General features: G+C 63.2%; 8 protein-coding genes. All 8 read right to left on the reverse strand.

Annotated elements, in window-relative coordinates; translation table 11 throughout:
* Position 1: 1 nt before the first annotated feature.
* The 8 genes from cobA to M1D68_RS08675 all read right to left on the reverse strand — a co-directional run bounded on the left by cobA (position 2) and on the right by M1D68_RS08675 (position 11,706).
* Positions 2–757 carry a uroporphyrinogen-III C-methyltransferase gene (gene cobA, locus M1D68_RS08640; RefSeq protein WP_420764746.1) on the reverse strand — a complete coding sequence of 252 codons (756 nt, stop codon included), beginning with the start codon at positions 755–757 and terminating at the stop codon, positions 2–4.
* A gap of 10 nt (positions 758–767) precedes the next feature.
* Positions 768–3,485, reverse strand: coding sequence for a nitrate reductase (locus tag M1D68_RS08645; RefSeq protein ID WP_457970012.1), 2,718 nt, complete (start codon positions 3,483–3,485; stop codon positions 768–770).
* Complete coding sequence (nirD, locus tag M1D68_RS08650; RefSeq protein ID WP_420764744.1) at positions 3,482–3,802, reverse strand: nitrite reductase small subunit NirD; 321 nt, start codon at positions 3,800–3,802, stop codon at positions 3,482–3,484. Before nirD ends, M1D68_RS08645 begins: the two co-directional genes overlap by 4 nt.
* Positions 3,799–6,252, reverse strand: a complete 2,454-nt coding sequence (gene nirB, locus M1D68_RS08655; protein WP_457970014.1) for a nitrite reductase large subunit NirB — start codon at positions 6,250–6,252, stop codon at positions 3,799–3,801. The genes nirD and nirB overlap by 4 nt, the downstream gene beginning before the upstream one ends.
* A gap of 428 nt (positions 6,253–6,680) precedes the next feature.
* Positions 6,681–8,351 (reverse strand): protein kinase domain-containing protein, encoded by a 1,671-nt coding sequence (locus tag M1D68_RS08660; protein WP_457970016.1) that lies wholly within the window; start codon positions 8,349–8,351, stop codon positions 6,681–6,683.
* 9 nt (positions 8,352–8,360) lie between these two features.
* Entirely contained in the window at positions 8,361–9,572 is a 1,212-nt protein-coding gene (locus M1D68_RS08665) for a nitrate/nitrite transporter (RefSeq protein WP_025212688.1), read from the reverse strand.
* A 332-nt stretch (positions 9,573–9,904) separates the two neighbouring features.
* Positions 9,905–10,480, reverse strand: a complete 576-nt coding sequence (locus tag M1D68_RS08670; RefSeq protein ID WP_420764740.1) for an ANTAR domain-containing response regulator — start codon at positions 10,478–10,480, stop codon at positions 9,905–9,907.
* 14 nt (positions 10,481–10,494) lie between these two features.
* On the reverse strand, positions 10,495–11,706 hold the full coding sequence (locus M1D68_RS08675; protein WP_420764739.1) for a CmpA/NrtA family ABC transporter substrate-binding protein: 1,212 nt from the start codon (positions 11,704–11,706) through the stop codon (positions 10,495–10,497).
* Between the last annotated feature and the right edge of the window lie 31 nt (positions 11,707–11,737).

Consider the following 11,737-nt stretch of genomic DNA (forward strand, 5'->3'; position numbering starts at 1 on the left):
GTTAGAGGGCGCAAACCTGGGCCCAGGCAGGCGGGGAGGTGGCAAGCTCAGCGGCAGCCGCCACCGCACCAATCACCAGGATCGCCGGACTCTTGAGTTGAAACGCGCTGGCGTCGGTTTCCATCGATGCCAGGTCGCTGCGGCAGTCGCGCTGGTGGGGCAGGGAGGCGTTTTCAATCATGGCGACCGGTGTATTCGCCGCCATACCGCCCGCCAGCAATTGCTCACGGATCTCGCTCAGTTTCGCCACCCCCATATACACCACAAGGGTCGTCCCGCCCTGGGCCAGGGCTTGCCAGTTCAGGCTGCTGCCGTCCTGGGTATGGGCGGTGACCAGCGTCACGCCACGGGCAACGCCGCGTAAGGTCAGTGGAATATCGCATTGGGTGGCTCCGGCAAGACCCGCCGTGATGCCATTGACCAGTTCCACCTCGACCCCGTGTTCGCGCAGCCACTGCGCTTCTTCGCCGCCCCGGCCGAAAACGCACGGGTCGCCGCCCTTGAGTCGTACCACGCATTTGCCTTGGCGGGCATAACGCAGCATCAGTCGATGAATGAACGCTTGTGGCGTGGAGCGGCAACCGCCGCGCTTGCCCACGGCGATGATGCGCGCGCCCGGACAATGTTCCAGCACTGCCTCGTTGACCAGGTCATCGATCAACACGACGTCGGCTTCGCCCATGGCGCGCACGGCTTTGAGGGTCAGCAATTCAGGGTCGCCAGGACCCGCACCTACCAGCCAGACTTTTGCGTTCATAGTGTTTTCCTCACGAGATAGCCGCCAGCGGTTGCGCGTTGGCAAACAGCAGGCGTTTGATTTCCGGTACGCAGGAACCGCACTGTGTGCCGCAACCCAGTTCTTTTTTCAGGCCCTGCAAATCCAGGCCGCGCTCGATACCCGCGCAAACGGCGCGCTGGCTGACATTCATGCAATTGCACAGGGTTTTCCCGCCGCCCATGGCGGCACCGGTGTTGCCCGGTGGCGCGCTCAAGGGGGCCAGCAGCCAGCGCCGCAGTTGCTCGTCGGCGCGACCTTCGAGCCACAGGTTCTGCAGCCAATGGCGAGCCAGGGTTTCTCCGGCCAGCCGAATGGCGGTGATGCGGCCGTTTTCGATCCGCACCCGCTTGCCAATGGAGCGGCGCGGATCGTCATAGGCCAAGACGGGCCCGTCGATAAGGCCGAGTTGCTCGTCGATCGCCTGGAGCAGTTGCGGTTCGGGCGCAGCGGCGCTGGCGGCGCGAATCAGCAATGCGGGACGTTCACGTCCGGTAAGGCTAAGGCTGACGTAGGCAAACGCCTCACACAGAGGACGCAAAGTCTCCAGATGCTGTTGAACATTGCCTTCGACCAAGGCGAAAAGCTGCCATGGCAGGTTCACCGGTTCCAGGCGCACGCCGCTGTGCTTGAGCTCCGGCTGCTTCGACAAAGGGTCGAACGCCGGTTGAGTCAGGACGTTGACCCCGCCCTTGAGAAACCGGTCGCCCCAGTGCATGGGCAGGAATGCCTGTCCGGGGCGCACGCTTTCGTCGCTGTCCACCGCCACGATCAGGCTGCCGCGACGGCTTTTGAGGCTGACCAGGTCGCCCGCTTGCAGGCGATGGCGAAGCAGCTCGTCGGGATGCAGGCTGAGCACCGCTTCGTTGACATGGCCAAACAATTGCGCGGCGGTGCCGGTGCGGCTCATGCCGTGCCACTGGTCACGCAAGCGGCCGGTGTTCAGGGTCAACGGATAGCGCGCGTCACGCAATTCCTTGGCGGCGCGATAGGGGTCGGCTACAAACCGAGCCCGGCCGCTTTCCGTAGGAAACACGCCGTCTACGTATAAACGGGCGGTGCCGACCGTAGCGCCTTCGCGGAACGGCCATTGCTGGGGGCCAAGCTGATCGATCAGCGCGTGGCTGATACCGGACAGGTCCAGGTCGCGACCACGGGTCAGTTGCTTGTATTCATCGAACAGTTGGGCCGGGGTTTCGAAGCCGAACAGGCTGGAGGGAGCCGGGCGCAGGCGTTTTTCCAGACGCTGTGCGAAATCCACGGTGATGGCCCAGTCCGGACGTGCTTCACCCGGGGCGTTTATTGCCCGGCGAACGTGTGAAATGCGCCGTTCGGAGTTGGTGACCGAGCCTTCTTTCTCACCCCAACTGGCCGCTGGCAGCAGCAGGTCGGCGAAGGTGGCGGTCTCGGTGGTGCGGAAAGCCTCCTGCAATACCACGAATGGGCAGGCTTGCAGGGCTTCGCGTATGGCGGCCTGGTCAGGCATCGATTGGGCCGGGTTGGTGCAGGCGATCCACAAAGCCTTGATCTTGCCGTTGCGCACCTGCTCGAACAGCTCGATGGCGCTGAGGCCTGGGGTTGCGGGTAACTGATCGACGCCCCAGTAATCGGCTACTTCAGCGCGATGTTCCGGGTTGGCTACTTCGCGATGACCGGGCAGCAGGTTGGACAGACTGCCCGTTTCGCGGCCGCCCATGGCGTTGGGCTGGCCGGTCAAGGAAAACGGGCCCGCGCCCGGACGGCCGATCTGTCCGGTGGCCAGGTGCAGGTTGATCAGTGCGCTGTTTTTGGCGCTGCCGGCGGTGGACTGGTTCAGGCCCATGCACCACAACGACAGGAAACTGGGCGAGGTGCCGACCCATTCGGCGCATTGGTGCAGTTGCCCGACACTGATACCGCACAGCTGGGCGACCATGGCGGGCGTGTAGTCGCGTACCAGGTTCTTCAGGTCCGCGAGGCCTTCGGTGTGTGCCTTGATGAAACTGCGATCAATCCAGTCTTCCCACAACAGCAGGTGCAAAATCCCATGGAACAATGCGACGTCGGTGCCCGGCAGGATCGCCAGGTGCAGGTCCGCCAGGTCGCAGGTGTCGGTGCGCCGGGGGTCGATGACGATGATTTTCATCTCTGGCCGGCGGGATTTGGCTTCTTCGAGGCGACGAAACAGGATCGGGTGGGCGTAGGCCATGTTACTGCCGACGATCATCACGCAGTCGCTCAGTTCCAGGTCCTCGTAGCTGCAAGGCGGGGCGTCGGCGCCGAGGCTTCGCTTGTAGCCCACCACGGCGGAGGACATGCACAGCCGCGAGTTGCTGTCGATATTGTTGGTGCCCACCAGAGCCCGGGCGAGTTTGTTGAAGGCGTAGTAATCCTCGGTGAGCAATTGACCGGAGATGTAGAAGGCCACGCTGTCGGGGCCGTGCTCGGCGATGGCCTCGGCGAAAATACTGGCAGCGTGATCCAGGGCACTGTCCCAGTCGGTGCGGGCCCGGGCCAGGCCTTTGCCCAGGCGCAGCTCGGGGTAGAGCGCGCGGGCGGCGAGGTCGCCGGTCAGGTGCAGCGTCGAGCCCTTGCTGCACAGTTTGCCGAAGTTGGCCGGATGGGCAGGATCGCCACTGACGCCGAGGATCCGCTCGCCGTCATGCTCGATCAACACGCCGCAACCGACCCCGCAATAACAGCAGGTCGAGGCTGTGGTCTGGCGGCTCATGAGCTTGCTTCCCGCAGGGCCAGCATGACCCGGCCGTTCTCTACCCGGGCCGCATGGTGGTGGGCGCAACCCACGTCCGGGGCTTGGGCCAGGCCGGTTTCCAGGTCGATCTGCCAGTTGTGCAGCGGGCAGGCCACGCGCTTGCCGTAGATCAGGCCTTGGGACAATGGGCCGCCCTTGTGCGGGCAGCGGTCGTCGAGTGCGAAAACTTCATCGTCGCTGGTACGAAAAATCGCGATATCGCCCTTCGGCCCCTGGATGATGCGTGAGCCCAGGGCGTTGATTTCGTCCAACGCGCAGATATCCAGCCAGTTCATGCCGGCACCTCCAGGTTTTTCACGGGGATGGCCTCGAACTCTTTTTTCAGTTGAGGCTGTTCCAGCCGCTGTTTCCAAGGGTCCTGTTCCAGGGACAGGGAAAACTTCAGACGTTCGTTGAGGGCCTTGCGCCGCTCCGGGTCTTCCAATACCGCTTTCTTGATGTGCTCCATGCCGACCCGCTGCATGTAGTGCACGGTGCGTTCGAGGTAAAAGGCTTCCTCGCGGTACAGCTGAAGAAAAGCACCGTTGTATTCGCGTACTTCTTCGGCGGTCTTGAGCTTGACGAAAAACTCGGCGACCTCGGTCTTGATCCCGCCGTTGCCGCCGATGTACATCTCCCAGCCGGAATCGACGCCGATAATGCCTACGTCCTTGATGCCTGCTTCCGAGCAGTTGCGAGGGCAACCGGAGACAGCCAGCTTCACTTTGTGCGGCGACCACATATTGAACAAGTCATGTTCCAGCTCGATGCCAAGCTGGGTGGAGTTCTGCGTGCCGAAGCGGCAGAACTCACTGCCCACGCAGGTCTTCACCGTGCGGATGGATTTGCCGTAGGCATGGCCGGACGGCATATCGAGGTCTTTCCACACGCCGGGCAGGTCTTGCTTCTTGATGCCCAGCAAGTCGATGCGCTGACCGCCAGTGACCTTGACCATGGGCACGTTGTACTTGTCGGCGACATCGGCAATACGCCGCAGCTCGGACGGGTTGGTCACGCCGCCCCACATCCGCGGCACTACGGAGTAGGTACCGTCTTTCTGGATATTGGCGTGGGCGCGTTCGTTGATCAGGCGCGACTGCGGGTCGTCCTGGGCTTCGCCGGGCCAGGTGGAAATCAGGTAATAGTTCAGCGCAGGTCGGCAGGTGGCGCAGCCGTTCGGGGTGCGCCAGTTCAGGTAGCTCATGGTTCCGGCGATGGTCAGCAGGTGCTGGTCGCGGATCGCCTGGCGAATCTGGCCGTGGTTGAGGTCGCTGCAGCCGCAGATGGCTTTCTCGCTTTTGGGCTTGACGTCAGCCGCGCCGCCCACGGTGTTGATCAGGATCTGCTCCACCAGGCCGGCGCAGGAGCCGCAGGAACTGGCGGCCTTGGTGTGTTTCTTCACGTCATCGACGCTGAACAGCCCGTGTTCCTGGATCGCCTTGACGATGGTGCCCTTGCACACGCCGTTGCAGCCGCAGACTTCGGCAGTGTCGGCCATGCTCATGGCTTTGTCCTGGCCCTGATGGCCTACATCGCCAAGTGCGTTTTCGCCGAACATGAGGTGGTCGCGGATCTCGCTGATGGCGTGATTCTCACGGATCTGGCGGAAATACCAGCCGCCATCCGCCGTATCGCCGTACAGACAGGCACCGACCAGCACGTCATCCTTGATCACCAGCTTTTTGTAGACGCCGCCGATCGGGTCGGAAAGGGTGATGGTCTCGGTGCCTTCGCCGCCCATGAAGTCGCCGGCGGAGAACAGGTCGATGCCGGTGACTTTCAGCTTGGTTGACGTGACTGACCCCTTGTAAGTGGCGAAACCCAGTTGCGCGAGGTGGTTGGCGCAGACTTTTGCCTGTTCGAACAACGGCGCCACCAGGCCATAGGCGGTGCCACGGTGGCTGGCGCATTCGCCGATGGCGTAAACGCGTGGGTCGTAGGTCTGCATCGTGTCGTTGACCAGGATCCCGCGGTTGCACGGGATGCCGGATTTTTCCGCCAGCTCGGTGTTGGGACGGATGCCAGCGGCCATTACCACCAGGTCGGCGGGAATGACGTCGCCGTTCTTGAACTGTACCGAGCCGACACGGCCATTGCCGGCGTCATGCAGGGCCTGGGTCTGTTCGCTGAGACGGAATTTCAGGCCACGGCTTTCCAGGGCGGTTTGCAGCAGTTGGCCGCTGGTCTTGTCCAATTGCCGTTCCAGCAGCCATTCGCCGATGTGCACGACGGTCACGTCCATGCCGCGCAGCTTCAGGCCGTTGGCGGCTTCCAGGCCCAGCAGGCCGCCACCGATCACCACAGCGTGTTTATGGGTCTTGGCGGTGTCGATCATCGCCTGGGTGTCGGCGATGTCGCGGTAGCCGATCACGCCATTGAGGGTGTTGCCGGGGATCGGCAGGATGAACGGCGTGGAACCGGTGGCGATGAGCAAGCGGTCGTATTCGGCTTCGCTGCCGTCTTCGGCGATGACCCGGCGCTTGACCCGGTCGATCTCTACTACCTTGCGGTTGAGCAACAGCTTGATGTTGTTTTCCTGATACCAGTTCAGGTCGTTGAGCACGATTTCTTCGAACGTCTGTTCCCCGGCGAGCACGGGTGAGAGCAGGATGCGGTTGTAGTTGGCGTGGGGCTCGGCGCCGAACACCGTGATGTCGTAGAGCTCATTGCTCAACTTGAGCAGTTCCTCGAGGGTTCGAACCCCGGCCATGCCGTTGCCGATCATTACCAGTTTGAGTTTTTTCATCAGGGTTCTCCGCAGGCTCAGGCCTGTTTCATCACGGCGGTCAGGCTGGCTCGACAATTTTTCGAAAACAAAAAAAGGCGTCCCGCTAGCACAGCTAGCGAGGACGCCTTTGTCCTGGTCCCGTTCTCTCGGGAAGCACCGCCTTCATCGTTGGAAGCGTTGCTTTATGTATGGTGAGAGAGGTTATGCAGTGGTTGTGCCAAGTGCTTCGGGAACGCGGATTTGTTGGGTGATCGGCGGGTCGGGTGAAACCGAGGGGAATTTATTGCACCGAATCAAAGCGTGTTGCTCGGTAATGGAGCGTGGGGCCGATAGCTTTGTAGTGGTAGACAGGCCGCCATCGCGAGCAAGCTCGCTCCCACAGGTTTTGTTTCCACTGAGGATCCAGTGTGGGAGCGAGCTTGCTCGCGATGGGGGGCGACCGGATTTCAGCTGTTAAACACCAGGAACAACAGCACCACATTCACCACCAACGACACCAGCGCCAACGTCCGCCAGACCTTCAGCGGCTCCCTCTCGAGCAAAGGCCTGGGCCTTACGCTCATGCTGCGCCGCTCGCCCTGTTCCAGAACCAACAGCCATTCCTCGGCTGTTTCAAAGCGCTGCGCGGGGTCTGCCGCCACGGCCCGTTCCAGGCTTTGTCCAAGCCATTCGGCAAGGTCCGGTCGATAGCGGCTGGCGTTGATCGGCACGCCAAAGCGCGGGCGCTGGAAGGCTTCGATTTCGCCGTAGGGATAGTGCCCCGTCAGCAGGAAATACAAGGTCACGCCGACCGCATACAAATCCTGTTGCGCCGTAGGGGCGTTGCCGCCGAAGGCTTCCGGGGCAATGTAGCTGGGCGTTCCGGGCAGCACGTTGGCCTGGTCCTCGGACAGGCCGGGGCAGTACGCGAGGCCAAAATCCAGCAGGCGCAATTCGCCATCGTCTCCCAGGTGCAGGTTTTCCGGCTTGATGTCGCGGTGGTAGATCTGCCTTCGATGCAGCAGACCCACCGCTCGCACCAACCGCTGCGCCAGGTCTTGCCATTGGGCCAGCGACAGCGGACCGCCCTGGTTGAACAGCTCGGCCAGGGTCGCGCCCGGGTATTCGCGCATCACGTAGTACAGATGCTGGCGCTGAGGCACGCCATGCACCTCCGGAAATTGCCTGCCCGCGACCCGCTTGAGAAACCATTCTTCCGATAGCAGCGCCTGGCCGGCCCGGGTGTCGTCCCGTAACTGCCCGGGCAAGGTTTTCAGCAGCCAGGGTTGGCCCTGGCCATCGCGTACCCGGTAGAGCAACGACTGCTGGCTCTGGCCGAGCGCGCCTTCGATCTGCCAGCCCTCGAACACTTGGCCCGCCTTCAGCGCAGGTGGCAGGGGCCACTGCTGCAATTGGATCAACGCGTCGCCGATGCTCGCTTCGCCCACCGCATCGACCCGCACCAGCAGCGCGCTGGCGTTGTCCTGGCTACCGGCCAGATGCGCGGCGTTGACCAGCGTCTGCGCGGCGAGATTGAGGTCCGGCTGGTCGCGCAGGATGCCGGCGATGGCCGTGTCCCCGAGTACCGCCCAGACACCGTCGCTGAGCAGCACGAAGGTTTCGTCTTCGCGTAGCTCACCGTCCAGGAAATCGAGGATCAGGTGCTGATCCAACCCCAGGGCGCGCTTGAGCACATGCTGCATGCCCTGTTGTTCCCAGACATGGTCTTCGCTGACCCGTTGCAGGTGGTCGGCGTGCCAGCGGTAGACCCGGCAATCGCCGACATGGGCGAGGGTGAAGCGCCGGCCCCGCAGCACCAGGGCACTGACGGTGGTGAGCAGCGGCTGCCCGCCACCGTTGGCCTGCAGCCAGCGGTTCTGCGCCGACAGCAGCCGGTCCAGTGCCTGGGCCACGCCCCAGGTTTGCGGCGTGGCGTAGTAGTCCAGCGCCAGTGCCTGCAAAGTAGAGCGCGCCGCCAACCCGCCATCGGCGCATTGGCTCACACCGTCGGCGATGGCGAACAGGTAACCCTTGCTGGCGGCCAAGGCCGGGGCAGGGGTCACCAGGCGCAGGGCGTCCTGGTTCTCCTCCCGTGGGCCGATGGCACTGGCTTCGGCAAAACTCAATTGCAGGCTCATGATGGGCGGTCAGACCCGAGCAGCGGTGACGGCGGCCGAACCCCAAGTAGTTCTCCAGCGACGCTTGACGCCGTGCAGGCCGAACCAGGCCAGGACACCAAGGCTGGCGAACAACCACAACGCCAACTGGTAGCTGCCGGTGCTCTGCTTGATCGCGCCCATGCCCGCCGCGAGGGCGAAGCCGCCGATGCCGCCGGCCATGCCGATCAGCCCGGTCATCACGCCGATTTCCCGACGGAAACGTTGTGGCACCAGTTGGAACACCGCGCCGTTGCCCGCACCCAGGCCAAGCATGGTGCAGACGAACAAAGCCAATGCCGCGTAGGAACTTGGCAGGTTGAACCCCACCGCGGCGATGCAGACGGCCGCGACGGTGTACATGCCGAGCAAGGTGCGGATGCCGCCGAAGCGGTCCGCCAGGGCGCCGCCCAATGGGCGCATGAGGCTGCCACCAAAGACGCAGGCGGCGGTGTAGTAGCCGGCCGTGACCGGGCTCAGGCCATATTGGTCGTTGAAGTAGCCGGGCAGGGCGCTGGCCAGGCCGATGAAGCCGCCGAAGGTCACGCTATAGAAAAACATGAACCACCAGCTGTCCCGGTCGCCCAGGGCCTTGAGGTAGTCGGCCATGGATTTGGCCTTGGGGCGCTCGGGGGCGTTCTTGGCCAGCCAGGCGAAGAGGACAAGGGTCAGCACCAGCGGGATCAGCGCGAAGCCGAACACGTTGGTCCAGCCGAAGGCCACGGCCATGACCGGTGCGATCAATGCTGCGAGCACGGTGCCCGAGTTGCCGGCCCCGGCGATGCCCATGGCCTTGCCTTGGTGCTGCGGCGGATACCACTGGGACGCCAGCGGCAGGGCCACGGCGAACGAAGCGCCGGCCACACCGAGGAACAGGCCTAGCAGCAGCGCTTGCTCGTAGCTGTGGATGCCCAGTTTCCAGGCGCAGAACAGCGCACCAATGACGATCACCTGACCGACCATGCCGGCGGTCTTCGGCGAAATCCGGTCGGCCAGCAGACCCATGAACAGGCGCAGTACGGCACCGGCGAGGATCGGGGTGGCGACCATCAGGCCGCGCTGTTGCGTGGTCAGGTGCAGGTCGGCAGAGATCTGCACCGCCAACGGGCCAAGCAGGTACCAGACCATGAAGCTCAGGTCGAAATAGAGGAAGGCCGCGAACAATGTCGGGGTGTGGCCGGATTTCCAGAAGCTTGAATTCATCGCGCACCTCAGCTGTAAAAGTCTCGAGAAATGAGTCAGTGCTTTGAGCAGTGCGCCGCCTGTGGTCGCACCACCGGTCCCGCGGGACCAAAACAAAAAAACGCCGCAACCCGGATTGCCTGAGAGGCGAGAGGGTGTGCGACGTCTTTGTCGTAGGTGGGGCAACCGCCGTTGGTTACCTGTGGGGTTGCTTAAGCGAGATCTGTGCCAACCCGAGGGAGGGGGATGGCTATCGCGAGCAGGCTCGCTCCCACATGGGGATTTGAGGCGTTCACCGATTCTGTGGGAGCGAGCCTGCTCGCGAATGGGGCAGGCCAGGCACTACAAGGCTTTCAGCCAAGCAATTCATTCATCGCAATGATCTGCTCCGCCACCTGGATCAGCTTCTGCTGGCGGCTCATGGCCTGGCGGCGCATCAGCGTGTAGGCCTGTTCCTCGTTGCACTCTTTCATTTTCATCAGCATGCCCTTGGCCAGTTCGATGCGCTTGCGTTCAGCCAGTTGCTGGTCGCGGGCCAGCAATTGGGCGCGCAGGGCCTGGTCGCTTTCGAAGCGCGCCATGGCGACATCGAGGATCGGTTGCAGGCGCGCCGCGTGGATGCCTTCGACGATGTAGGCACTCACACCCGACTTGATGGCCTGGCGCATCACATCCGGATCGTGCTCGTCGGTAAACATGACGATCGGTCGCGGCTGGTCGCGACTGACCAGCACTACTTGCTCCATCACATCGCGTCCGGGTGACTCGGTATCGATCAGGATCACGTCCGGACGCACCGTTTCGACGCGCGCTGGCAGGTCAATGGTCAGGCCGGATTCGTCGATCACTTCGAAGCCGGCCTCAATCAAGGCCGCTCTAAGGCGGCCGACTTTTTTCGCGGTGTCGTTGATCAGCAGGATACGCAGCATAATCGTGGCTCCTGTCAGCGGCTGGCGAGAAGGGGAGCCGCATCGCTCAAGGCGTGCAGTTTGAAGCTGCGGGCGTACCCGGCCGGGTCCGTGCCGTCCCAGGTGGTGCCGTCGATCAGTTGGCTGCTGCGCATGTCCTGGCCTGGGGGCGTCATGCCCAGTGTCGCAGCGGCTTCACGGTACAGCTCGAGTTGCTGGACCTGGCGCGCGACGGCCAGGTAGTCCGGGTCTTCGCGCAGCAGGCCCCAGCGGCGGAACTGTGTCATGAACCACATGCCGTCGGACAAGTATGGCAGGTTCACCTCGCCGCCTCCGTGGAAGCGCATGGCATGGGGATCCTGCCAGCTGTTGCCCAGGCCGTCGGCGTAGATGCCCAGCAGGCGCGGCTCGATGCAATCCAGCGGCGCATCGAGGTATTCGGGCGCGCTGAGCAATTGCGCGGTACTGCGACGGTTCTCGACGCTTTGCTCGATGAAACGGCTGGCTTCAAGGATCGCCATGACCAATGCCCGGGCGGTATTGGGGTATTGCTCGACGAAAGCGCGGGTGCAGCCGAGGACTTTCTCCGGGTGATCGGGCCAGATCGTCTGGGTGGTCGCCAGGGTAAAACCAAGGTTCTGCTTCACCGCGCTGGCGCACCAGGGTTCGCCCACGCAAAAACCGTCGATACGACCAGCCTGCAAGTGCGCGACCATTTGCGGCGGCGGCACCACGACGCTGTCGACGTCCGATAAAGGATGAATGCCCTGGGCCGCGAGCCAGTAGTAGAGCCACATGGCGTGGGTGCCGGTGGGGAACGTCTGGGCGAACGTCAGTTTCGGGCGAGTTTGGTGCACGTGCTGTTCCAGTGCCTCAGGACTGGTCACGCCTTGGGCCTGGAGGCCGTGGGACAGGTTGATGCTCTGGCCGTTCTGGTTCAGCCCCATCAGCACGGCCATGTCGGTGGGCGCGACGCCGCCGATACCCAGGTGCACGGCATAGATCAGGCCGTACAGGCTGTGGGCTGCGTCGATTTCGCCACTGACCAGCTTGTCCCGCAGGTTAGCCCAGGACGCCTGGCGCTTGAGGTTCAAGGTCAGGCCGTAGGGTTGGGCGAAGCCTTGGGTGGCGGCCACCACCACCGGGGCGCAGTCGCTCAGGGCCATGAAGCCAAGATTGATCGCGCTTTTTTCCGGGGCATCGCTGCCATTGACCCAGGCCAGGGGCGTGGCTGGAACTTCATTCATCGATATCACCTTCCACATCAAAAAGCGCCGT

Source organism: Pseudomonas sp. R4-84, from assembly GCF_054130985.1.

Excerpts from the sequence above, each read along its gene's own strand:
- M1D68_RS08660 (WP_457970016.1), bottom strand. The coding sequence starts at position 8,351 with ATGAGCCTGCAATTGAGTTTTGCCGAAGCCAGTGCCATCGGCCCACGG.
- M1D68_RS08670 (WP_420764740.1), bottom strand. The coding sequence starts at position 10,480 with ATGCTGCGTATCCTGCTGATCAACGACACCGCGAAAAAAGTCGGCCGC.
- M1D68_RS08665 (WP_025212688.1), bottom strand. The coding sequence starts at position 9,572 with ATGAATTCAAGCTTCTGGAAATCCGGCCACACCCCGACATTGTTCGCG.
- cobA (WP_420764746.1), bottom strand. The coding sequence starts at position 757 with ATGAACGCAAAAGTCTGGCTGGTAGGTGCGGGTCCTGGCGACCCTGAA.
- M1D68_RS08645 (WP_457970012.1), bottom strand. The coding sequence starts at position 3,485 with ATGAGCCGCCAGACCACAGCCTCGACCTGCTGTTATTGCGGGGTCGGT.
- nirD (WP_420764744.1), bottom strand. The coding sequence starts at position 3,802 with ATGAACTGGCTGGATATCTGCGCGTTGGACGAAATCAACGCCCTGGGC.
- M1D68_RS08675 (WP_420764739.1), bottom strand. The coding sequence starts at position 11,706 with ATGAATGAAGTTCCAGCCACGCCCCTGGCCTGGGTCAATGGCAGCGAT.
- nirB (WP_457970014.1), bottom strand. The coding sequence starts at position 6,252 with ATGAAAAAACTCAAACTGGTAATGATCGGCAACGGCATGGCCGGGGTT.